Here is a 24075-nt window from a genome sequence, read left to right on the forward strand (position 1 = left end):
CAAAATAGTGGCGTTGGATCAGCCACTGATTTTATCGTAATCGCCGTCGCGATAGCCTATTTTTAAGGCGTCACTGCCGGTGTCCAGCAGTGGTCGTTTAAGCAGTGTTGGGTGTTGGAGCAACAGCTGGCGCGCAGAGTTGGCATCCAGGCTGTCTTTGTCTTCCTGGGGAAGGTCGCGCCATGTCTTGCTGCGCTTATTGACGACTTCCAACAGCGGTGCCCGCTCTAAAAGATGCTCAAGCAGGCTCGCCGAAAGACCATCTTTACGCAAATCATGGGTTTTAAAAGGCACGCCGTTCGCTTCCAGCGCTTTGCGCGCCTTACGACACGTATCACAGGTATCAATGACATAGAGTGTAAACATGGTATCTCCTTTCGAGCTGTTGGTGCCGTAAAAGGTGAATTAACCGCGCTCAATAAGCTGGCGGATACGCTGCGCTGCTTCCAGGGTGGGGGCAAGCTCCGCCACCAGGGCTAGGCGCAGCCGCCCTGTGCCTGGGTTAATGCCCTGAGCATCAGGGCGGCCCATCAAGCTGCCGGGCAGCACGCTCACGTGTTGCTCGGTGTAAAGCCGCTGGGTGAAGCCGATATCATCCCCCCCTGGTACCGCGGGCCACAGGTAAAAGCTTGCCTCTGGCGTTGGGAAGTCCATCACCGGGGCCAGTACCTCCACCACGGCGCTGAATTTTTCACGGTACGCATCGCGATTGGCGCGTACGTGCGCTTCATCCTGCCAGGCTGCTATTGAAGCATGTTGAACCGGCAGCGACATGGCGCAGCCATGATAGGTACGGTAGCGCTTGAACGGTGTAAGAATGTCCGCATCGCCTGCCACAAAGCCTGAGCGCAAGCCCGGCAGATTGGAGCGCTTGGAGAGCGAGTGAAAGACGACGCAGCGCCGGTAATCGTTACGACCCAGCTCAGCACAAGCCTGTAATAGCCCCGGCGGGGGCGCGTTTTCATCCAGGTAAAGCTCGGAATAGCACTCATCAGAAGCAATGATGAAATCGTGCTCGTCGGCCAGCGCAATCAGCTGTTTAAACTCATCCATTGACGTAACCGCGCCGGTCGGGTTGCCTGGTGAGCAGATAAATACGATTTGCACATCACGCCAGGTATCGGGGCTGACACTGGCAAAATCTGGCCGAAAGCCGTTCTCGGCCGTGCCGTTTAAATACACCGGTTGACCGCCAGCCAACAGCGTCGCACCTTCATAAATCTGGTAAAACGGGTTGGGCACTATCACCCTGGCTGGCCGAGTACGATCCAGTGCGGCCTGTACAAACGCAAAAATGGCTTCACGCGTGCCATTAACCGGCAGTACCTGGCGCTCGGCATCAAGGCCCGCAAGCTTAAAGCGCTTGGTCGCCCACTCAGCGAGTGCTTCACGCAAGCTTGGCAGGCCGTTGGTGGCCGGATAACGCGCCATATCAAGCTGATGCTTTACCAGCGCATCAAGCGCTGCAGGGTAGGGCGCGTGCTGCGGCTCGCCGATGGTTAAGGGAATATGCGCCAAATGGGCAGGCGGCGTAAGGTCAGCTTTGAGGCCGGCCAGTTTCTCAAACGGATAAGGGTGTAGGGCGGTGAGATCAGAATTCATGGCGTATCCGTTGAGAGCGTTCTATTGAGAGCATGCCCTGCAGGCGTATTAAACGGCAGGCTAAGCGCCGATTATAAGCAAGCCTCGGGGTTGGGCTCAAATTTAACCACGGGGCGCGGCGTCTTTACGTGTTTACACGCCCAGCACCTCAATTAATCGCTCGCGCAGCTCTTGCTGGCGTATTGGGTCGGTTAAGGGTTCGCCTGCTTTCGTGGTGATAAAGAAAACGTCCTCAACACGCTCGCCCAGCGTGGCGATTTTGGCCGCCGAGAGGGCGATGCCCTGCTCCATAAAAATACGCCCTACGCGGGCCAGCAGCCCTGGTCGGTCAGGGGCCGTTAGCTCAAGGAGTGTGCGCTCGTTAGCCGGGTCCTGCTCAATCAGCACTTCGGTGGGTACCTTGAAGTGCTTTAACTGGCGCGGCGTATGACGGGTCACAATTTCTGGGTAGTCGTCTGGGTCATCCAGCTCTTCGATTAAGTGCTGACGCATCTCTTCGATACGCGCCGTGTCGCGAATCGGTTGACCGTGGCTATCCAGCACAATAAAGGTGTTTAGCGTCCAGTCATTGCGCGAGGTAGCAATGCGGGCATCATGAATGGAGAGCCCGAGCTGCTCCATGGCGGCGGCGGTGGCGGCAAACAGGTCATCCACCGAGCGTGTGTGGATAAACACTTTAGTGCCGCCCTCTGCCATATCAAGCGTCGGTGCGCTGATTAATACCAGCGGCAAGGGGGAGGCGTTATGCGCCAGGATGCCTTGGGTTTGCCAGGCAATCTCGCTGGGCGCGTACTGGAGGAAATAGTCTTCCCCAAGCGGTTCCCACAATGCATCAATCTGCGCGCGCCCAAGCCCCATGTTCTGGAGTAGCGAGCGTGCTTCAGAGCGTGTTTCCCGTACCCAGTCATCACGGTCCGGTGGGTTTTTTAGCCCGCGGCGTAAGGCGCGCTTGGTTTCAGCATATAGCTGGCGCAAAAGCGATGCCCGCCAGCCGTTCCAAAGCGTGGGGTTGGTGGCGTTAATATCGGCCACGGTGAGCACATACAGGTAATCCAGACGCATTTCGTTACGCACGATCAGTGCAAAGTCGCGGATCACGTCAGGGTCGCTAATGTCGCGCTTCTGAGCGGTCATCGACATGAGTAAATGGTGCTCGACCAGCCAACTGGCAAGCTTTGTATCGTGGGTTGAAATATGGTGGTGCTGGCAAAAATGCGTAACGTCTTTGGCGCCGATTTCCGAATGGTCGCCCCCGCGACCCTTGCCGATATCGTGAAACAGGCCCGCTATCCACAAAATGTCCAGCCTGGGAAGCTGGTGGATGAGCGCAGCCGCCACGGGGAAGTCGTCTTTGGCATCGGGTTTGCGAAAGCCGTGTAAAAACTTCAGCAGGCGCAGCGTATGCGCATCCACGGTGTAGATATGGAACAGATCATGCTGCATCAATCCTACGGCTCGGCCAAATTCGGGCAGGTACTTGCCCAGTATGCCGTAGCGGTTCATGCGCCGTAGCTGGCGCGGTACGTTGCCGGGGGCGCGCAGTATTTCCATAAACAGCCGCTGATGGTGAGGATCATCGCGGTAGTGATCATCAATCTGATGGCGGTGGTCGCGAATCAAGCGAATGGTGTCCGCCCGTACGCCTTCAATTTCCGGGTGCCTGGCCATGAGCAGGAAAAGCTCCAGCATGGCTTCAGGCTGCTCGCGAAACAGCGTGCGCGAGCGTGCTTGAATATAGCCGCCCTTGGTTTCAAAGCGCTCGTTGAGCTGGATGGTTTCCAGCGCCTCTTTGCCGCGCAAAATCACTTCGTCGAAGTGCTGAAGCAGCATGTCGTTAAGCCCGGCCAGTGCCGTTACGTGGCGATAGTAGCGCTTCATGAACTGCTCAACGGCTAACCGCTCGGGCGTATCTTTAAAGCCAAACAGCTCAGCAATCGTGCGTTGATGATCAAACAGCAGGCGGTCTTCGGCGCGGCCGGTCAACATATGCAGCGCATAACGCACCTGCCACAAAAATGCCTGGCCCTGGCTTAAGATACGCAATTCGGCATCGTTCATAAAACCGTTGGCGACAATGTCGGTGTACTGTTCCGTACCGAAGTGGCGCTTAGCGACCCAGCCAATCATCTGAATATCGCGTAGGCCGCCAGGTGAGCTCTTCAGATTCGGCTCAAGGTGGTATTCGGAATTGTTGTAACGGTAGTGGCGAGCAATCTGCTCTTGCCATTTGGCTTCAAAGAATCGGTCGGCCGGCCAAATGTGCTCGGCGCTTAAGCGCTCGCGCATTTTTTCGCGCAGTGATGCAGGGCCTGCAATCAGGCGGGACTCAAGCAGGTTGGTGATGACGGTGACATCCGCCTTGGCTTCACGCTCGCAGTCGTTTAATGAGCGTACGCTGTGACCGATTTCCAGACCGATATCCCATAAAAAAGTGATAAAGGCAGTGAGCGGTTCGCGGTAAGCGGTGTCGTCGTCATCTTCAAGCAGCAGCAGAAGGTCGATATCCGAATGGGGGTGTAGCTCCCCTCGGCCATAGCCGCCAACAGCAATCAGTGCGACGCCGTCATCTGGCCAGGCGTGCTGCGCCCAGGCAATGGCGAGCAGTTGATCCAAGTACCAAGCCCGCCCCCGCACCAGGTCGCGTATATCGGCGCCCGCACGAAACCGGTCATCCAGCTTGGCCTGGAGCTCACGAAGCGCCGTTTTAAACGGCGCTATGGGTGAGCGCGAGCCGGATAGCTCTGTACGAAAAGCCTCAAGGTCGTAAAGCGACGTATCCGGCTCGAACCGGTGGTGGTGGAGGAGCATTAGTTATCTAAAAAACTAAAGTCTTCATCGCTACGCGCGGTCAGTACTTCAACCCCGGTCTCGGTGACCAGCAAGGTGTGCTCCCATTGCGCTGAAAGGCTCTTGTCCTTGGTAACGGCGGTCCAGCCATCGCGCAAGACTTTGGTTTTGTAGCCACCCACGTTGATCATGGGTTCGATGGTAAAGCACATGCCAGCCTCTAAAGCGATATCAGCGTCTGGTGCGTAACCATCGTAATGCAGGAACTGGGGGTCTTCATGAAAGCCTGCCCCAATACCGTGGCCGCAGAAATCGCGAACGACCGAGTAGCCATGGCCTTCGGCGTGCTTTTGAATTACTCGCGCAAGCTCTGAAAGGCGTACGCCTGGCTTTACCAGCGCGATGCTTTTATACAAGCACTCCTGGGTAATCCGGCACAAGCGCTCGCCCTGTATGGTTTCGCCGATGATAAACATGGCACTGGAGTCACCGTGATAGCCGTCAGGGGTTTTAACGGTAATGTCCAGGTTCAGGATGTCACCTTTCTTGAGCTTTTTATTAAAATCCGGAAAGCCATGACAGACCACATGGTTGAGCGAGATGCACGTGGCGTGGGTATAACCGTGATAGTTGAGCGGAGCGGGAACCGAGCCCAATTCGTTAACAATATAGTCGTGACAACGCTTATCAATATCGCCGGTGCTTACGCCTTCTTGTATGTAAGGAGCAATCATTTCCAGCACGCTGGCGGCTTGGCGCCCGGCTTCGCGCATTTTCTCGATTTCTGAAGGTGTCTTGATAGGAACGTTCATGAATTCTCGATATGGGTTCAGGCTGAGGTAGTAAGTAACAGCATTAAATGACAGCGTTAAAGCGACAGTATTAAGTGACAAATAAACATCGTAACACGGGCTGTGACTTCATCTTGGTAATGATCTATGGTATAAAGCCGCGCGCTTTCCTGCAATCGCTCGCTCGCTTCTTTGTGGTGAGTCGGCGATCATGGCAAGGCGAACAACCCGCAGCGGGTTCACTTTGAAGACGCTGCTTAAATAGCAAGCCTTGAAAACACACATGCACCGACACATGGTCCCGGGTGCCGCTGATAACGTTTTATACGTGGTCAATGGTCGGATCCATGGGGTGCGTGGAGGCCTAACCCGAGTTTCAGGAGTTTTACCATGTCTCACGTTAATATGCGTGACCTGCTCAAAGCAGGCGCTCACTTCGGTCACCAGACTAAGTACTGGAATCCGAAGATGAACAAATTCATCTTCGGCGCACGCAACAAGATTCACATCATCAACCTTGAGCACACTCTTCCGGCGCTGAACGAAGCCGTTGATGTGGTTGAGAAGATGTCGGCATCCAACAACAAAATTTTGTTTGTTGGCACCAAGCGTAGCGCTAGCAAGATCATCAAAGAAGAAGCGAATCGCGTTAGTCAGCCGTTCGTCAACCATCGCTGGTTGGGCGGTATGCTGACTAACTTCAAGACTATTCGTCAGTCTATCAAGCGTCTGCGCGAACTTGAAACCATGCGCGAAGACGGCACGTTCGACAAGCTGACCAAGAAAGAAGTCCTGATGGCAACGCGTGAGCAAGATAAGCTTGAGCGTTCTATCGGTGGTATCAAGAACATGGGCGGCCTGCCGGACGCACTGTTCGTTATCGACGTTGACCACGAGCGCATCGCGATCAACGAAGCCAACAAGCTGGGTATTCCGGTTATTGGCGTGGTTGATACCAACTCTAACCCTGATGGCGTTGATTACGTTATCCCGGGTAACGATGACTCCATTCGCGCTATTCAGATCTACGTGAAAGCGATTGCTGACGCGTGTGGTCGTGCGAAAGAAGGTCGTCCGGACGAGTTCGTTGAAGTGACCGAAGAAGCGGCTTCAGCCGACACTGACGCTGCTGCTGAGTAAGATAGTAGCGGTTGCGGCGGATAGTTAAGCCGCATCGTGTTGAAGAGGGGGCCTATGCCCCCTTTTTCCCGCTTTGGATGAACATCCGGGTGGGCCGATTACGCCGGACACCAAGCACCGGCAAGCGACCTTCAAAGTGATATATGATAGTCATTTATCGTGGCTATACTCTGTAGGGCGTTTAACTCTCATAGAACCATTTCCGAGGTGAATTCTCATGGCAGCTATCAGCGCCTCTCAGGTCAAGGAACTGCGCGAACGTACTGGTCTCGGCATGATGGAGTGTAAAAAAGCACTCACCGAAACCGACGGTGATATTGAAGTCGCGATCGAAAACCTGCGTAAAAATTCAGGCTTAAAAGCCGCGAAGAAAGCCGATCGTGTTGCTGCAGAGGGTGTTGTTGTTACCCGTGTAGCAGAAGACGGTAGCTACGGCGTAATGGTTGAAATCAACTCCGAGACTGACTTTGTTGCGCGTGATGACAATTTCATTGCGTTCGCTGACAAAATCGCCGCCGCTTTCTTTGCCGCGAAAAGCGAAGATGTTGCTGCCGTTATGGCGGGCGACCTTGAAGCTGCCCGCGAGCAGCTGGTTCAGAAAATCGGTGAGAACATCGGCGTACGTCGCGCGGTAGTTGTCAACGCCGTTGACGGCGGCTTGGTCGGTGCCTACGTTCACGGTGGCCGCATTGGCGTTCTGACCGTACTTAATGGCGGTACTGCAGAAGCAGCGAAAGACGTTGCTATGCACGTGGCAGCTATTAACCCAGCCGTTGCTCACCCGGCCGATATGCCGCAAGAGCAGCTGGATCAAGAGAAAGCCATCATCCTGGGTCAGCCGGACATGGCAGGCAAGCCTGAGCAGATTGCTGAGAAAATGGTTCAAGGCCGCCTGAAGAAGTACCTGGCAGAGAACAGCCTGACCGAGCAGCCGTTTGTTAAAGATCCGAACCAATCCGTTGCTGAGTTTGTTAAATCAGCCGGTGGCGAAGTGGTTAGCTTCACGCGCTTTGAAGTGGGTGAAGGTATCGAGAAAGAAGAAGTCGACTTCGCTAAAGAAGTTATGGAACAGGCTGGCCGTCGTTAAGGTCAGACGTTCTAGTCAGAAGATGGCGTGCGCGTAAGCGCACGCCTTCGTGTATCCGGCCCCTGCTAAATAGGGGGTTGCTTCGCCCACCTGTGTCCAAGTCTGCTTCAGGAGAGATGCCATGTCACGAGATGTTCAAGAGCCTACCCCGCTTGTTGTGCCCCATAAGCTTGAAAAGTCGAAGTCAAAATACAAGCGTATTTTGCTGAAACTTTCAGGCGAGGCGCTAATGGGAGAGCACGATTTTGGTATTGACCCTAAAGTGTTAGACCGTATGGCGCTGGAAATCGGCCAGCTGGTGGGTATCGGTGTGCAGGTCGGGATCGTGATTGGAGGCGGCAACCTGTTTCGGGGTGCGGCGCTCAGCGAAGCCGGAATGGATCGGGTCACAGGCGACCACATGGGAATGCTGGCAACGGTCATGAATGCGTTGGCCATGCGCGATGCACTGGAGCGTTCAAATATTCGTTCGCGGGTAATGTCGGCGATTCCCATGAGTGGTGTGGTAGAGCATTATGACCGCCGCACTGCCATCCGTTATTTAACGTCAGGAGACGTGGTACTGTTTTCGGCAGGAACCGGTAATCCATTTTTCACAACCGACTCGGCCGCTTGTTTACGCGGTATTGAAGTGGACGTGGATGTGGTCATTAAAGCGACCAAAGTGGACGGGGTGTATAACAAGGACCCCCTAAAACATGCTGATGCCGTAAAATATGATCAGCTCTCTTACGATGACGCTCTGGACCAAAAGCTAGGCGTTATGGATTTGACCGCTATCTGCCTGGTACGTGACCATGATATGCCGGTGCGGGTATTTGATATGAATAAGCCTGGCGCCCTGCTGAACCTGGTAGTAGGGGGCAAGGAAGGCACGCTAATAGATAGAGGGTAAGAACGTGATTAATGATATTAAGAAAGACGCTGAATCTCGCATGAAAAAAAGCGTTGAAGCGCTGAACAGCAACTTCAACAAAATCCGTACCGGGCGTGCACACCCCAGTATTCTGGATGCTGTTACCGTCGATTATTACGGCAGCCAGGTGCCGCTTAGCCAGGTGGCATCGGTTAACGTTGAAGATGCGCGTACGCTTGCGGTCGCTCCTTGGGAGCAGGGCATGGTGCCGAAAATCGAAAAGGCTATCATGACCTCTGACCTGGGCTTGAACCCTTCAAGCGCGGGTAATGTGATCCGTGTACCGATGCCCATGTTGACTGAAGAGACGCGTAAGGGCTATATCAAACAGGCACGTAGCGAAGCTGAAAATGCTCGCGTGGCTGTGCGTAACGTGCGTCGCGATGCCAACGGTGATTTCAAATCCTTGCTAAAGGACAAAGAGATTACCGAAGACGATCAGCGTCAGGGTGAAGATGAAATCCAAAAGCTGACCGACAAATATATTGCCGAAATCGATAAAGCGCTTGCCGCGAAAGAGCAGGACTTGATGCAGGTATAAGCACCTGCCTTTTATTTAGCTGCGGGTAGCCAGGCTGCCCGCTAGGCCTATGGCTTTACTATGACTGAGCTTTTGTGCGAGACCTCATGACGTCACCGCAGTTTCCTCAAGAACCGCCGGACGACGCAAGCACGCCACCCAAGTGCCTGGGTGAAGCACTGCCGTCGCATGTCGCGATCATAATGGACGGCAATAATCGCTGGGCAAAGGCCCGCGGCCTCTCTGGCGTACGTGGTCATCGTGCAGGCGTCGAAGCCGTCAGAGCGGTCATTCAGCGCGCAGCCGAGCGCCAGGTAAATACGCTGAGCCTGTTTGCCTTTTCAAGCGAGAACTGGAAACGTCCAGCGGCTGAAGTGAATGCGTTGATGGAGCTCTTTTTGATGGCGCTCAAGCGCGAAGTTAAAAAGCTTAATGAGCGCAATATTCGGCTAACGATTATTGGTGAGCGGCGTGGCTTCTCTCACGCCATTCAGAAGTATATACAGCGTGCAGAAGCGCTGACCGCGGATAATACCGGCATGCACCTGGTGATCGCTGCCAATTACGGCGGGCAGTGGGACATCGCACGTGCAGCGCGACATTTGGCTGAGCAGGTATCCGCCGGTGAGTTACAGCCTGGCGATATCGATGAAGCCTGCTTTGACAGGGCAATGGAAGCAGACCATGTGCCTCCTGTTGACCTGTGTATCCGAACAAGTGGCGAACAGCGATTGTCGAATTTTATGCTGTGGCAGTTAGCGTATGCTGAACTGCATTTCTCGCCCTTACTCTGGCCCGATTTCGGTGCCGATGCGCTGGACAGCGCGCTGTACGACTTTTGTCAGCGGCGTCGACGTTTTGGCATGACCGACGAACAAATAGAGGCGCAAGGTGCTTAGACAGCGGATTATAACCGTAGCCTGGCTGGCGCCCTTGGTGCTGGTGGGTTTGTTTGGATTGCAAGGTGGCGCGTTTGCGCTTTTTACCGCTTTGATGGTGTTGCTTGGGGCCTGGGAGTGGACGAACCTGGCAGGCGTTATCCGGCAGCGTCAGCGTGTTCAGTTGGTCGCCGGGCTTGCGGTGGTGATGCTACTGATGTGGCTCACCGGTGCCGCGTTTGCAGTATGGCCTTTATGGTGCGCCGCCCTTGGCTGGCTGGCTAATCTTTACTGGGTGACCCATTATCCGGAGAAAGGGCAGCAGTGGCAGTCAACACCGCGCCGCTTGGCGATGGGGCTATGGGTGCTGCTGCCCTGCTGGGTCGGCTTTAATATTCTGCGCGATAGCGGCGGCGTATGGCTGTTATTTGTATTACTGCTGGTGTGGGCGGCGGATATCGGCGCCTATTTTGCCGGGCGTCGTTTTGGTAAGCGCAAGCTCGCCCCAAGGGTTAGTCCCGGAAAGTCCTGGGAAGGCGTTATTGGCGGGTTGGTTGCCACCACGCTACTGGCGCTTGTCTTCGCCTTTTGGCAGTCGTTAACCCCGGGTGTAGCTGTTGGCTTGGTGGTAGTCACCGTTATTGTCACGCTTATTTCAGTGCTGGGTGATCTGCTGGAAAGCATGCTCAAACGCTACCGAGACATCAAGGACTCAAGCCAGCTGCTACCGGGCCATGGCGGCGTGCTGGACCGGATTGATAGCTTGACGGCGGCGATTCCGCTCTTTGCGCTGCTCTATTTGCCCGTTCTTCAAGGGCAGGTGCCTGTCTTATGAGTCAATCGTCCTGCCAGTGGATTACCGTGTTGGGCTCAACCGGTTCTATCGGGGTGAGCACCCTGGATGTCATCGCCCGTCATCCCGAGCGTTATCGGGTGTATGCGTTGACGGCACATACCTCCAGGGAAGTGCTTCTGGAACAGTGCCTGGCCCATCATCCCCGTATCGCGGTACTCGATCATAGTGACGATGCGCAATGGCTTCGCCAAGCGCTTGATGACGCTGACCAACCGACCGTCGTGCTGGCGGGTCGTGAAGCACTCTGCCAGGTTGCCCGTGAGGCGTGTGTCGATGCCGTTATGGCCGCCATCGTTGGGGCAGCGGGGCTGCTGCCTGCGCTGGCCGCTGCAGAAGCGGGCAAGCGTGTACTACTTGCTAATAAAGAAGCGCTGGTGATGAGCGGCGCGCTGTTCATGCAGGCGGTTGAGCGCTCTGGCGCCACGCTGTTGCCTATCGATTCTGAGCATAATGCTATCTATCAGTGCCTGCCGGTAAAACATCGCGGCGGGCTTGAGCGTCACGGCGTTCGACAGCTGCTACTAACAGCGTCTGGCGGGCCTTTTCGCACCTGGAGTGCGGACAAGGTTGCCAATGCGACGCCCGACCAGGCCTGCGCCCATCCTAACTGGTCGATGGGGCGCAAGATTTCGGTTGATAGCGCCACCATGATGAACAAAGGCCTTGAATTAATTGAAGCGTGCTGGCTGTTTGATGCAACGCCCGAGCAAATTCAGGTGGTAGTGCATCCGCAGAGTGTGATTCACTCCATGGCAGCTTACATTGATGGCTCTGTCATCGCCCAGCTGGGCAACCCGGATATGCGTATACCCATTGCCTATGGACTGGCATGGCCCGAGCGTATTGAGGCCGGTGTAGAAGCCCTGGATCTGTTCCAGATCGCGCAGCTGGATTTTGAAGCACCGGATGAAGCGCGCTTTCCCTGCCTACGCTTGGCCCGTGAAGCCATACAGAAGGGCGGTGCCGCGCCGGCGATTCTCAATGCCGCCAATGAAGTCGCTGTTGAGGCGTTCCTGGCGGAAAGGCTCAGCTTTGGTGAAATAGCCAACGTGGTTGAAGAGGTTGTATCGCAGCCCTATGCAGGCAGCGCCGATACGATTGAAAATATCTTGGCTGCAGACCACTGGGCGCGTCAGCAGGCAGCGCAAAGGGTCATGTTACAAGCAGGCTAGACACTGCCGTACCGAATATTGAGAAGCAAGTAGGTCACTTAAGCATCGGCTGATGTGCAGGGTGCCAGGGAGTTTATTGTGGGCCTGTTACAAAACATTTTAGCGATCATCGTCGTGCTGGGTTTGTTGATCACCTTTCACGAGTTTGGCCACTTTTGGGTGGCGCGCCGCTGTGGCGTCAAGGTGTTACGTTTTTCGGTGGGTTTTGGCAAACCGCTCTGGTCCACCGTCGACCGCCAGGGGACGGAGTACGCGATAGCGGCCATTCCGCTGGGCGGCTATGTCAAAATGTTGGACGAGCGTGAAGCGCCGGTACCGGAAGATCAGCTTGACCAGGCCTTTAATCGCAAAACGGTATGGCAGCGTATCGCCATTGTTGCCGCTGGGCCTTTGGCAAACTTCCTGTTGGCTATTGTTGCCTACTGGGCGCTCTTTGTATCCGGGACGACCGTGGTCGCTCCCATGGTGGGAGATGTGCTGCCTGATTCACCGGCAGCTGAAGCAGGCCTTGCCCACGGCGATGAAATTATCGCTATTCAAAATGATGCCGTACGCTCCTGGGAGGAGGTCAACCTAAAGCTTATCTCGATGATTGGTTTTAGTGGCTCGCTAACCATCAATGTGTTGCCTGAGGGCAGTAGCAGTGAACGAGCTTACGCGCTGGAGGTCGATAACTACTTGGCCCGCCAGGACCCGCCCCAGCCACTGCAATCCTTGGGTATGACGCCTTGGCAGCCAGAATTCCCAGCAGTATTAGGCCTGGTGGTCGATGGCGAAGCTGCCGCCAACGCGGGGTTGCAAGCAGGCGATCATATTATTGCGATTGACGGCACGCCGGTGGAAGATTGGATGCAGTTTGTCACGATGATCCGCCGTAGTGCGGGTGAAACGCTTAGCGTAGCCTATGAGCGAAATGGCGAGCAGGGCACACTAACACTAACGCCGGGTAGCAATCTGCTGGAGAGTGGCGGTGAGGTTGGGTACATTGGTGCAGGCGTTGAGTCGGTAACGTGGCCTGAGTCGCTACAGCGCGAAATTCGTTATGGGCCTATCGAAGCGGTTGGACAAGCGCTATCGCGTACCGGTGATATGATTTTATTAACCGTTGATGCGATTCGTAAAATGTTGGTAGGTTTGATTTCACCTTCCAACCTTTCCGGTCCTATTACGATTGCGCAAATTTCGGGTGATTCGGCCCGTGCCGGAATGGAAGCCTTTGTAGGCTTTTTAGCCTATTTGTCCATCAGCCTTGGCGTGCTTAATTTATTGCCTATTCCGGTGCTCGATGGTGGACACTTGCTTTACTATTTTTTGGAAATCGTACGTGGGCGGCCGGTCTCTGAACAAACCCAAGCCATTGGATTACGCATTGGGCTTGCCATGGTTGGCGGTCTGATGGTGATGGCTCTGTATTTTGATCTGATGCGCCTTTGGTAATGACGCGTGTAGCGCGCAGGATGCCTTGTCATCTGCCTGCACAAATGTATATGGTGCTTATCTAACGTGATAGGCAGACCAACGCGAGCGAACTGACAGCATGAAAATCAAGACCCTTGGAATGGCAGCACTCTTGCTGGTAGGCGCTAGCGGCGCCCAGGCACAATCCTTTGATGTTTCGGACATTCGAGTGGAAGGACTACAGCGGGTGTCCGCTGCATCGGTCTTTAATGCGTTTCCTGTCAGTACGAATGATCGGGTTAGCGAGCAGCAGCTAGCGTCAGCCGCACGCGATTTGTTTGCCACTGGTTTATTTGAAGATGTTTCGCTAGCTCGTGAAGGCGATGTATTGGTTATTCAGGTAGTTGAACGACCGACCATCGCGCGCTTGAACCTCACTGGCAATAAGCAGATTTCAGAAGAGGACCTGCGTAACGGCTTACGTCAATCAGGGTTGTCGGAAGGGCAAGTGCTGCAACTCTCGACCCTTGAAGAGATTCAGCGTGAGCTTGAAGGTGTTTACCAGGCTCAGGGACGCTACAGTGCTCGCATTACGACCGAGGTTGAACAGGTTGATGAAGGGCGTGTACAGGTCAATATCAATATTAATGAAGGCGAGGTTGCCAAGATTCGCCAGATTAATATTGTTGGCAATGAAGATTTTGACGATGAAACGCTGCGCGATGTTTTTGAGCTGAACGACAAGCCGGGGCGCTTCTTTGGCTGGTTTTCAAGTGATGAGTACTCGCGTGAAGCGTTATCGGGCGATATCGAGCGCCTTCGCACCTTCTATCTTGATCGTGGCTATGTAAATTTTGATGTTACCTCCACGCAAGTCTCTATTGGACCTGAAAAGTCCGAAATATTTGTTACGCTTAATGTTGATGAGGGTAACCAGTATCGAGTAGGTGATGTCCGTTTTGTGGGTGATATGCAAATCAGCGAAAGCGAAGCACGCCAACTAATGGAGATCCATAGCGGAGACATTTTCTCTCGTGGTCAGGTGAACGCATCGACCGAAGCGCTACGCCAGCGTTTGGGCGCTGAAGGTTTTGCTTTCGCCGATATTCAGGGTATTCCTGAAATGGCGGATAACGGTGAAACGGTTGACCTGGTCATCGCGGTTGAACCTGGCCAGCGCACTTATGTTCGACGTATTGAGTTTTATGGTAATACCACCACCCAGGACGAAGTGCTGCGTCGGGAAATGATTCAAATGGAAGGCGCCCCCGCATCGACCGACTCAATTGCTCAGTCGCGCCAGCGCCTTGAACGGCTTGGCTTCTTTAGCCAGGTAGAAGTGGATACCCAGCCGGTACCAGGTCAGCCTGATCAGTTGGACGTCACCTACAGTGTGGAAGAGCAGCCCTCAGGCTCGGTGTCTGCCAGCGTGGGCTTTTCGCAAAGTGCCGGGGTAATCTACGGGGTTGGACTGGCACAAAACAACTTCTTGGGTACGGGTAACCGGGTCAATGTTGGCGCGCAGCGCAGCGACACCTTCACCAGCGTCAACTTTGCCTTCACGGATCCTTACTGGACACTTGACGGTATTTCTCGCGGCTACAACATATTTTACCGTGAAACGGACTATGCCGACTCGGATATCTCTACCTACTCGACCGATGCGTACGGCGCGGGTATCAACTTCGGCTATCCGGTAAGTGAACTGTCTCGCCTCAACTTCGGGGCGAGTATTGAAGAACTTAAAATTAAAACCTACAACGATACGGCGTCAGAAATTCATCGCTATGTGGATGACGAAGGGGAGCGCGCTCAAAGCCTTAAACTCACGGCGAGCTGGACGCGTAACAACCTTAACCGAGGCGTGATGCCGACAGCCGGTAACTATCAGCGCCTGTCGCTTGAAACCGGCGTGCCGGGCGGCGATGCAGAGTACTATAAGCTGCGCGCTCGGGCTCAGCAGCTATATCCGCTCAATAACGATGAGAGTTGGGCGCTTAAGTTTAGCGGTAACCTTGGCTATGCCAATACGTTTGATTCAAACGATCCTTTTCCCTTCTATGAGAATTTTTACGCAGGTGGTTTAGGATCGGTACGAGGCTTTACATCCAATACATTGGGGCAACCTACCACGCCGGGAGTTGAAGGGGGGCGTGATCGCACAATGGGCGGTAATGTGTTGGTGGAAGGTAGTGCTGAAGTTATCTTCCCCATGCCCTTTGTAGAAAACCAGCGTTCTGTGCAGCCTTCGCTGTTCCTGGATGCCGGTAATACGTTCTTGAACTCCTGCTACAAGGTATTAGAAGCTGATGTGGGTCGTCAGCAGTGTAGTTCTGGCGTCGACCTGGGCGATTTGCGCTATAGTGTGGGCGTTGGCCTTTCCTGGTTAACACCGGTTGGTCCGCTGACCTTTAGCATCGCGGAGCCGCTTAAAGACAAAAGCGGTGATGACACACAGTTCTTCCAGTTCTCGCTGGGACAAACATTCTAACTTTGCTAAAGGGGCGCGCCCTTGGTAGCGCCCCCGCTTGATGATAAGGAAGTGACTCGATGCGTAAACTGACAGCGGCCGTGTGCTTATTTGGTGCGATTGTTTTACCGGTTCATGCAGCAGAAGCTGCAGAGGTTGCCGTGCTGGATTGGCGAGCTGCGCTGATGAATACCCAGTCGGCTCAAACCTCGCTAAATCAGCTGGAAAACCAGATTGGCAGTCAGCAGAGTGAAGCTCAAAGCCTGGGAAATGAGTTACAGCAGTTGCAAGAACGCTTGCAGCGCGAAGGCGAAACGATGTCTCAGTCGCAGCGCGAAACACTGATCGCTGAGCTGCAGCAGAAAGGTTCGCGTTTTGAGCAGTTACGTCGTGATGTTATGGAGGCTCAGCAGCGTTCAGAGCAGCAGTTTCTGGAAGGTGCGGAACTCAAGCTTGAGCAAGCGGTGGAGCAAGTGCTGAACCGTCACAATATTGATGTATTGGTTGAACCTCAAGGAGTGCTTCATTCCTCGGTTGATTTGCCTAATGTGACTGATGAAGTTACGCAAATATTTGATTCGATGTAATTAATTTTTTAATGACTGTTGGTGTAGCTGTGCTGCACTATTGCTTTATTGGGCTCCCATGACGCACGCATCTCACCATCTTACACTTGCGGACATTGCTCGCCATTTAGGGGTCACCTTTGAAGGTGATGCCGCGCTACCCATTCGTGGTTTAGCAACACTTAAAGAGGCCACATCTGATCAAGTGGCCTTTTTAACAAATCGCGCTTACCTCAAGGATTTGGCCACCACTCAGGCGGCAGCCGTGCTGCTTCACCCTGAGCATGGCAAGAGTTGCCCGGTGCCAAAGCTTGAGATGGAAAACCCCTACCTAGGGTATGCCAAACTCTCTCAGCTATTTGACCCACTGCCTGCACGTGATAAGGCCGGTATCCATCCCACCGCGGTCGTTGCCGACAGCGTAACGCTGGGTGAAGGCGTCTCGATCCAGGCCCACGCCGTAGTAGAAGCGGGTGTAACACTGGGTGACCACGTTGTGGTGGGCGCTGGGAGTGTCGTTGGGGCTGATAGCGTTATCGGCGAAAATACTCGGCTGCATGCCAATGTGACCGTGTGTCATGGCGTGATTATTGGCAAGCGGGTCATTTTACAAAGTGGTTGTGTGATTGGTGGAGACGGTTTTGGGTTTGCCCACGACGGTGAAGGTTGGCACAAAATTGCCCAGTTAGGTGGCGTTGTGCTGGGTGATAATGTCGAAGTTGGCAGTTGCTCAAGCATTGACCGTGGTGCGCTAGGCGATACCCTGATTGGCGATGACGTTAAAATCGATAGTCAGGTACAAATCGCTCATAACGTCACTATTGGTGCCCATAGCGCTTTGGCGGGCTGTGTCGGTATTGCAGGGTCCACCAAAGTAGGCAAGCACTGCATGTTGGGTGGGGGGGTTGGATTATCAGGCCACCTAACGATTTGTGATGGCGTTCAGGTCACCGGAATGAGCCTTGTGACCAATTCGATTCATACTCCCGGCGTCTACTCGTCAGGTACGGGGGCAATGAGTAATTCGCAGTGGCGTAAAAATGCGGTGCGGTTTAAGCAGTTGGATGATATAGCCAAGCGGTTGTCTCGGCTGGAAAAAACGACGCGTGACGCCTAAAAGCCATATTGTTTACTAAGTAAGTAGCTTGAGACGAGAGGGCGGCAGGGTATAATTCCTTGCCCTTTAACCAGACGAAGTGCTGGTATTTGCCTGATGCCTATCAGGCGTTTTTCATTTTGAGGTCGTTACGATGGTTATGGATATTAACGAAATTCGCGAATACTTGCCCCACCGCTACCCGTTTTTATTGGTGGATCGAGTGACAGCATTAACTGTGGGCGAATCCATCGTTGCGTTCAAAAACGTTAGTATTAACGAGCCATTTTTCAACGGCCACTTTCCACATCATCCGATTATGCCGGGTGTGCTGGTAGTCGAAGCACTGGCCCAGGTTTGCGGTATTTTAGGCTTTAAAACAGTTAACAAGCTGCCAGCGGATGGCTACGTGTACTACCTGGTGGGTAGCGACAATGTACGTTTCAAGCGCCCGGTTATGCCTGGTGACCAGCTTCAACTGGAGGCTAACGTAATTCGTGGCAAGCGAGGCATTTGGAAATTTGCGTGTCGCGCCACGGTTGACGGAGAGCTTGCCTGTGAAGCAGAAATTATTTGTGCTGAGAGGAAGGTTGCTTGATACATCCTACTGCACTGGTTGACCCAACGGCAACGCTCGCAGATGACGTTGAGGTTGGCCCTTTTAGTGTTATTGGGCCTAACGTCACGATCGGCGAAGGCTCCATAATCGGCCCGCACGTAGTGGTCAAAGGACCCACTGTGTTGGGGAAGCGCACGCGTATTTTTCAGTTCGCCTCGGTAGGTGAGGATTGTCAGGACAAAAAGTACGCTGGTGAACCTACTCGTCTGGTCATGGGCGACGATAACGTTATCCGTGAAGGCGTGACGCTTCACCGTGGTACGGTACAAGACCGTGGTGAAACGACGATTGGTTCCCGCAATCTGTTTATGGCCTACGTACACGTGGGCCATGACTGTGTCATCGGCAATGACTGTATCCTTGCCAACCAGGTAACGCTCGCCGGGCACGTAACGCTGGGTGATTACGCTATCCTGGGTGGCCTGTCTGCCGTGCACCAATTTTGTCACTTTGGTGAACATGCCATGGCGGGCGGTGGCTCTATTATCACTAAAGACACGCCTGCTTATGTCATGATTAACGGCAACCCGGCAGAAGCGCGTGGTCTGAACCTGGTCGGCTTAAAACGCCGTGGCTTTAGCCGTGAGGCGATTAATGCACTGAGCGTTGCTTATAAATTGGTCTATCGCCAGGGGCTTACCGTCGAGCAAGCGCTTGAAGAGATGCGTGCGCGCTTTGATATAGAGGAAGTGACGGAGTTCGCTGACTCTATCGAACGTTCGACCCGCGGCATTACGCGCTAACCATGTCCATTCGCTTATGACCTTGCAGCGTGTTTATCTGGTGGCTGGCGAGCTTTCGGGGGATATCCTTGGGGCTGGTTTGATGCGTGCGCTTAAGTCGCGCCATCCAGAGGTTGAGTTTCGTGGGATTGGCGGGCCTCGCATGATCGCTGAGGGGATGCAAAGCCGCTTTCCGTTGGAAACGCTTTCTGTGATGGGGCTGGTTGAGGTCATCAAACACCTGCCTGAGCTGGTAGGTGTGCGCCGCACGCTGCGTCGCGAAGCGCTCGCCTGGCAGCCGGATATCATGGTGGGTATCGACGCGCCTGATTTTACGCTCGGCCTGGAAAAGCAACTACGTAATGCCGGAATCAAAACGGCCCACTACGTCAGTCCTTCTGTTTGGGCGTGGCGACAGGGGCGTGTGAAAGGCATTGCCAAATCCGTTGATGGAATGCTCACTCTGCTGCCCTTTGAGGCCGATTTTTACCGGCACCACAGTGTTCCTGTCGTGTTCGTGGGTCATCCGCTTGCCGATGAGCTGCCGCTTGAAAATGACCGCATCGCAACGCGACAGGCACTAGGTCTTGATGAAGATGCGCCGGTGCTTGCTTTGTTGCCAGGCTCGCGCAGCAGCGAAATACGTTTCCTGGGTCATACGTTTTTAGCCGCCGCTGAACTGCTGTGCCAGCGCCATGCCACGCTAAGGGTTTTGATTCCGGCTGCCTCAGCACTGCGTCATGATGAAATTCAGGCGCTCTTGTCTCACTATCCAACGCTTGCCGAGCGTGTGCAGCTGTTAAATGGCCAAGCGCGAGAGGCAATGGTCGCCAGTGATGTGGTGCTCTTGGCTTCCGGGACCGCCGCGCTTGAAGCCATGCTGTGTCACCGGGCGATGCTGGTTGCGTACAAGATGGCGCCGGCCACGCATTGGCTCGCCAAGCGTATGGTGAAAACCCAGTGGATATCGCTACCCAATCTGATCGCGCAGCAAAGCGTGGTGCCTGAGCTTATTCAGGACGCGGCGACACCGGAAGCTATCGCAGACCAGCTTTATGAGTTGCTTAGCAATCACGAAGCACGCTTGGCGTTAGAGGCACGCTTTGCAACGATGCACGCCGACTTGCAGCGCAACGCCAGTCGACGCGCCGCTGAGGCAATCACCGCTATCGCCTTAGGCCAGTCACTGGAGCAGCACAATGCCCGCTAAATCAGGCGATTTTCCGCCGCTTGAAATCGCCTATGTGGGCGAGCGCTTGGCGGGGGTCGACGAGGTTGGGCGTGGGCCGTTAATCGGTAGCGTCGTGGCTGCGGCGGTGATTCTGGACCCAGCACGCCCCATTGACGGTCTGACTGACTCTAAAAAGCTCACCGCCCGTAAGCGTGAAGCGTTAGACGTGCTGATACGCGAACAGGCGTTAGCCTTTGTAGTCGCTGAGGCAAGCGCTGCCGAAGTTGATCAGTTCAATATTTACCACGCCACGCACTTGGCAATGCGTCGTGCGATTGATGGTTTAGCCCCTGCGGCCGAGTACTTGCTGGTGGACGGTAACCGTTTGCCGGGACATAGTTTGCCGGGGCAAGCCGTAGTCAAAGGCGATGCGCGCCATCCCGCCATTGCTGCGGCGTCGATTCTTGCCAAGGTCGCGCGCGATGCCCAGATGGTTACGCTGGATATGCGCTATCCTGAGTACGGCTTTGCACGTCACAAAGGCTACCCAACGAAAGAGCATCTTGAGGCGCTATCCGCTCACGGGCCGCTTGAAGAGCACCGCCGAAGCTTCGCCCCCGTTCAGCGCCAATTAGCCCTCATTTAAGTGCTGTCGCTACGTTAAATTAACGTTATTTCATTTCTTTTTACCGAGATTCTACCGAGAGTGTCATGACGGTACCGTTTGTTCATCTACGTTTGCACAGTGAATACTCCCTGGTCGACGGCTTGGTAAAACTTAAGTCGTTGGTCAGCACTACCTTTGATCGCGGTATGCCGGCATTGGCGCTAACCGACGAAACAAATCTGTTCGGCTTGGTGAAGTTTTACAAGGCCGCTCAAGGGGCCGCACTCAAGCCCATTATTGGCAGCGACTTATGGCTCTTTAATCCCCACGATGAGTCACATCCTTACCGTATAACGCTGCTGGCGATGAACGATGTCGGCTATCGCAACCTGACCGAGCTGATCTCCAAGGGCTGGACCCACGGCCAGCGTCAGGGGCGGGCCATTTTGGATAAGCGCTGGGTGCTTGAACAAAGTGAAGGCCTGATTGCGCTTTCCGGTGCGCGGGAGGGCGAAATTGGCCGCCATCTGCTTTCCGACCATGAACGTGAAGCGCGCCAACTGCTAGAAGAGTGGCAGGTTGCCTTTCCGGATCGTTTCTATCTGGAGCTGATTCGTACCGGGCGTCCGCTTGAAGAGGCGTGCGTGCATGCCAGCGTCAAGCTTGCCATCGATACCGGCACGCCAGTGGTGGCTACCAATGACGTACGCTTTCTTGAGCGGGAGGATTTCTGGGCGCATGAAACGCGTGTCGCCATTGGTGAAGGCAAGGCGCTGGACGACCCGCGCCGTGAACGCCGCTACACTGAAGAGCAGTATTTAAAAAGCCCGGACGAGATGGCAGCACTGTTCTCGGATATCCCCGAGGCGCTGGAAAACAGCGTGATGATTGCCGAGCGCTGCAGCGTGGATGTACGTCTGGGTGAGATATTTTTGCCTGAGTTCGAAATCCCCGAGGGAATGACCCTGGATGAGTTTTTCCGCAAGGTCTCCCACGACGGCCTGACGGATCGCCTGAACTTCCTGTTTCCTGTCGAGCGCTACCCGCGCGACAGCGACGAATACAAGGAAATTGACCAGCGTTACCGCGACCGGCTGGAGTTTGAACTCAACGTTATTATTCAGATGGGCTTCCCCGGCTACTTTCTGATCGTCATGGACTTCATTCAGTGGGCCAAGGATAACAACGTACCGGTCGGGCCTGGGCGAGGTTCCGGTGCGGGCTCTCTGGTTGCCTACGCGCAAAAGATCACCGACCTTGACCCCATCGGCTACGACCTGCTGTTTGAGCGCTTTTTGAACCCTGAGCGTGTTTCCATGCCCGACTTTGACGTCGATTTCTGCATGGAAAAACGCGACAAGGTGATCGAGTACGTGGCCGAGCGCTACGGGCGTGACGCGGTATCGCAGATTGTTACCTTCGGCACCATGGCGGCCAAAGCCGTGGTACGCGATGTGGCACGCGCTCAGGGGCGACCGTACTCACTGGGTGACAAGCTCTCCAAGTTGATCCCGTTTGAAGTGGGCATGACGCTTGGCAAGGCGATTGAGCAGGAGGCTGCGCTTAAAGAGTTCATTGCTAACGACGAAGAAGCTGAAGAGATCTGGGAAATGGCCCTCAAGCTTGAGGGCACGACCCGTGGCACCGGCAAGCACGCGGGTGGCGTGGTCATCGCGCCCACCAAGCTGACCGATTTCTCGCCCTTACTGTGCGATGAAAGCGGCAATGGGCTGGTGGTTCAGTTCGATAAAAACGATATCGAAGACGCCGGGCTGGTCAAGTTCGACTTTTTGGGACTGCGTACGCTGACCATTATCGACTGGGCGCTTGAGATGGTCGATAAGGTTCGCGGCGTGAACGGCCAGGAACCGCTGAACATCGATGCGATTCCGTTGGATGATGGCAAAACGTTTGAAATGCTCAAGCGTGCTGAAACTACCGCCGTTTTCCAGCTCGAATCTCGCGGCATGAAGGAGCTGATCAAGCGCCTGCTACCGGATTCGCTGGACGACATGATCGCTCTGGTGGCGCTGTTCCGCCCCGGCCCGCTGCAGTCAGGCATGGTCGATGACTTTATCAACCGTAAGCACGGCCGTGCCGAAGTATCTTATCCACACCCGGATTACCAGCACGAGCTGTTAAAACCGGTGTTGTCGCCTACCTACGGTATTATCCTTTACCAAGAGCAGGTCATGCAGATCGCTCAGGTAATGGCCGGTTATTCGCTGGGCCAGGCCGATATGCTGCGCCGGGCGATGGGTAAGAAAAAGCCCGAAGAGATGGCCAAGCAGCGTTCAGGCTTTATGGAAGGCTGCGCGGCCAATGGGATCGATAAGGATCTTGCCGGTAATATCTTCGACCTGGTGGAAAAGTTCGCCGGTTACGGGTTTAACAAGTCGCACTCTGCCGCCTACGCGCTGGTGTCTTACCAGACTGCATGGCTGAAGGCCCATTATCCAGGACCATTTATGGCCGCGGTTATGTCCACCGAGATGGACAACCTGGATAAGGTAGTGCCGTTAATCGAGGAGTGCCGTAACCTCAAGCTGACCGTTACTCCGCCGGACGTTAACGTAGGCGGCTACAAATTTACCGTGGATACCGAAGGGCGCGTGGTTTACGGCCTGGGGGCGATTCGTGGGGTGGGCGAGGGGCCCATCGGGGCAATTGTCGAGGCGCGCCAGACGGGTGGGCCGTTCACCGACCTGTTCGATTTCTGCCGTCGGCTTGACCCTAAGCGTATGAACAAGCGCACCCTGGAAGCGCTGATTCGCTCAGGGGCGCTGGATAACCTTGGCCCTAACCGGGCCGTGCTGGCGGCTTCTATGGAAGATGCCCTGAAGGCCGCCGCCCAGAACCACACCAACCAGAGCCTGGGCATGCTGGACATGTTCGGCGAGGCTTTTGCTGATGCCGAAGACGAAGCGCTCGACGTCTACACTGAGTACCTCGGTGCGCGAGAATGGACCGACCGCGAGCGCCTTTCAGGTGAAAAAGATACCCTCGGGCTTTATCTTACCGGGCATCCGATTGATGAATATGAGCGTGAATTAAAACGCTTTGTATCAACACGTATTAGCGATTTAAAACCCTCCCGCGAACCTCAGCGGGTGGCCGGGCTGGTGGTTGCGATGCGTACCATGAAGTCCAAACGTGGCGATACCATGGCGTTTATCACCCTGGATGATCGCACCGGGCGTATTGAAGCATCGTTGTTTGGTGAGCTATTCGACCAGTTACGTGGTCAGATAGAGGCTGATCAGGTATTGATTGTTGAAGGCGAAGTTTCCAGTGACGATTTCTCGGGTGGGCTGAGACTGCGTGGAAAAGATGTAACGCCTATGGTCACTGCCCGTATTCGCTATGGCGATGCCGTTGAGCTTGCACTGGACGCCGAGCGTATCAATGGCCGCTTGGTCGAGAGTCTGCGCGATAGCTTAGCGCCCTACCGGGATAATGGCGGTTTGCCGGTGCGGTTGCAGTATCGCCATGCCCAAGCCGTCGGCTGGCTGGAGCTTGCCGGTGAATGGAAAGTCGCGCCCAGTGATGACTTGCTGCTTGCGTTGCGCGATGTGGAAGGGCAGGCGGGGGTTCAGCTACGTTACCGCTAAAACCTGACCGTAAGACGGTTGGGTAGTGTCGTTGAGCAGACCCTGCCTTGCGTGGCAGGGTCAGGA

Annotated in this window: 20 protein-coding genes; 16 read left to right on the forward strand and 4 right to left on the reverse strand. The window is 54.7% G+C overall.

Annotation, left to right across the window (positions count from 1 at the left end; genetic code table 11):
- Positions 1-18: 18 nt before the first annotated feature.
- From ACT3TC_RS08495 to map, 4 genes are all read right to left on the reverse strand, one after another.
- A complete protein-coding gene (locus tag ACT3TC_RS08495) occupies positions 19-366 on the reverse strand; it encodes a Spx/MgsR family RNA polymerase-binding regulatory protein (protein ID WP_193055201.1) in 348 nt (115 codons plus the stop codon).
- Positions 367-405: 39 nt separating this feature from the next.
- On the reverse strand, positions 406-1602 hold the full coding sequence (dapC, locus tag ACT3TC_RS08500) for a succinyldiaminopimelate transaminase (RefSeq protein WP_444621795.1): 1197 nt from the start codon (positions 1600-1602) through the stop codon (positions 406-408).
- Positions 1603-1734: 132 nt separating this feature from the next.
- The gene (locus tag ACT3TC_RS08505; RefSeq protein ID WP_444621796.1) at positions 1735-4410 is read right to left on the reverse strand and encodes a [protein-PII] uridylyltransferase; all 2676 of its coding nucleotides are present in this window, start codon (positions 4408-4410) and stop codon (positions 1735-1737) included.
- A complete protein-coding gene (map, locus tag ACT3TC_RS08510; RefSeq protein WP_172118499.1) occupies positions 4410-5201 on the reverse strand; it encodes a type I methionyl aminopeptidase in 792 nt (263 codons plus the stop codon). The genes ACT3TC_RS08505 and map overlap by 1 nt, the downstream gene beginning before the upstream one ends.
- 369 nt (positions 5202-5570) lie before the next feature.
- Between map and rpsB the strand changes: the two genes are divergently transcribed.
- The 16 genes from rpsB (at position 5571) to dnaE (ending at position 24009) form a co-directional block, all read left to right on the forward strand.
- Complete coding sequence (gene rpsB / locus ACT3TC_RS08515; RefSeq protein ID WP_193055204.1) at positions 5571-6320, forward strand: 30S ribosomal protein S2; 750 nt, start codon at positions 5571-5573, stop codon at positions 6318-6320.
- A 217-nt stretch (positions 6321-6537) separates the two neighbouring features.
- Complete coding sequence (gene tsf / locus ACT3TC_RS08520; RefSeq protein WP_193055205.1) at positions 6538-7407, forward strand: translation elongation factor Ts; 870 nt, start codon at positions 6538-6540, stop codon at positions 7405-7407.
- Between the two features lie 121 nt (positions 7408-7528).
- Positions 7529-8302, forward strand: a complete 774-nt coding sequence (gene pyrH, locus ACT3TC_RS08525; protein WP_172118496.1) for a UMP kinase — start codon at positions 7529-7531, stop codon at positions 8300-8302.
- Positions 8303-8306: 4 nt separating this feature from the next.
- Complete coding sequence (frr, locus tag ACT3TC_RS08530) at positions 8307-8864, forward strand: ribosome recycling factor (RefSeq protein WP_444621797.1); 558 nt, start codon at positions 8307-8309, stop codon at positions 8862-8864.
- An 86-nt stretch (positions 8865-8950) separates the two neighbouring features.
- Entirely contained in the window at positions 8951-9742 is a 792-nt protein-coding gene (gene uppS / locus ACT3TC_RS08535) for a polyprenyl diphosphate synthase (protein WP_441677861.1), read from the forward strand.
- Entirely contained in the window at positions 9735-10556 is an 822-nt protein-coding gene (locus ACT3TC_RS08540) for a phosphatidate cytidylyltransferase (protein WP_444621798.1), read from the forward strand. Before uppS ends, ACT3TC_RS08540 begins: the two co-directional genes overlap by 8 nt.
- Positions 10553-11749 carry a 1-deoxy-D-xylulose-5-phosphate reductoisomerase gene (ispC, locus tag ACT3TC_RS08545; protein WP_172118493.1) on the forward strand — a complete coding sequence of 399 codons (1197 nt, stop codon included), beginning with the start codon at positions 10553-10555 and terminating at the stop codon, positions 11747-11749. The genes ACT3TC_RS08540 and ispC overlap by 4 nt, the downstream gene beginning before the upstream one ends.
- A gap of 78 nt (positions 11750-11827) precedes the next feature.
- A complete protein-coding gene (gene rseP / locus ACT3TC_RS08550; protein WP_444639742.1) occupies positions 11828-13186 on the forward strand; it encodes an RIP metalloprotease RseP in 1359 nt (452 codons plus the stop codon).
- Between the two features lie 100 nt (positions 13187-13286).
- The gene (gene bamA / locus ACT3TC_RS08555) at positions 13287-15638 is read left to right on the forward strand and encodes an outer membrane protein assembly factor BamA (protein WP_444639743.1); all 2352 of its coding nucleotides are present in this window, start codon (positions 13287-13289) and stop codon (positions 15636-15638) included.
- 59 nt (positions 15639-15697) lie between these two features.
- Positions 15698-16204: an OmpH family outer membrane protein gene (locus ACT3TC_RS08560; RefSeq protein WP_087109986.1), complete on the forward strand. Its 507-nt coding sequence runs from the start codon at positions 15698-15700 to the stop codon at positions 16202-16204.
- Positions 16205-16262: 58 nt separating this feature from the next.
- Positions 16263-17300, forward strand: a complete 1038-nt coding sequence (lpxD, locus tag ACT3TC_RS08565) for a UDP-3-O-(3-hydroxymyristoyl)glucosamine N-acyltransferase (protein ID WP_087109984.1) — start codon at positions 16263-16265, stop codon at positions 17298-17300.
- Between the two features lie 133 nt (positions 17301-17433).
- Positions 17434-17877, forward strand: coding sequence for a 3-hydroxyacyl-ACP dehydratase FabZ (gene fabZ / locus ACT3TC_RS08570; RefSeq protein WP_087109982.1), 444 nt, complete (start codon positions 17434-17436; stop codon positions 17875-17877).
- A complete protein-coding gene (lpxA, locus tag ACT3TC_RS08575) occupies positions 17874-18641 on the forward strand; it encodes an acyl-ACP--UDP-N-acetylglucosamine O-acyltransferase (RefSeq protein WP_172118490.1) in 768 nt (255 codons plus the stop codon). The genes fabZ and lpxA overlap by 4 nt, the downstream gene beginning before the upstream one ends.
- A 16-nt stretch (positions 18642-18657) precedes the next feature.
- Positions 18658-19830, forward strand: a complete 1173-nt coding sequence (gene lpxB / locus ACT3TC_RS08580) for a lipid-A-disaccharide synthase (protein ID WP_444639745.1) — start codon at positions 18658-18660, stop codon at positions 19828-19830.
- On the forward strand, positions 19820-20437 hold the full coding sequence (gene rnhB, locus ACT3TC_RS08585; RefSeq protein WP_172118488.1) for a ribonuclease HII: 618 nt from the start codon (positions 19820-19822) through the stop codon (positions 20435-20437). The genes lpxB and rnhB overlap by 11 nt, the downstream gene beginning before the upstream one ends.
- 65 nt (positions 20438-20502) lie before the next feature.
- A complete protein-coding gene (gene dnaE / locus ACT3TC_RS08590; RefSeq protein WP_172118487.1) occupies positions 20503-24009 on the forward strand; it encodes a DNA polymerase III subunit alpha in 3507 nt (1168 codons plus the stop codon).
- Positions 24010-24075: the final 66 nt, after the last annotated feature.

Origin of the sequence: Halomonas sp. AOP27-A1-41, from assembly GCF_052378605.1 — a bacterium.
GTDB classification, from domain to species: Bacteria; Pseudomonadota; Gammaproteobacteria; order Pseudomonadales; family Halomonadaceae; genus Vreelandella; species Vreelandella citrativorans.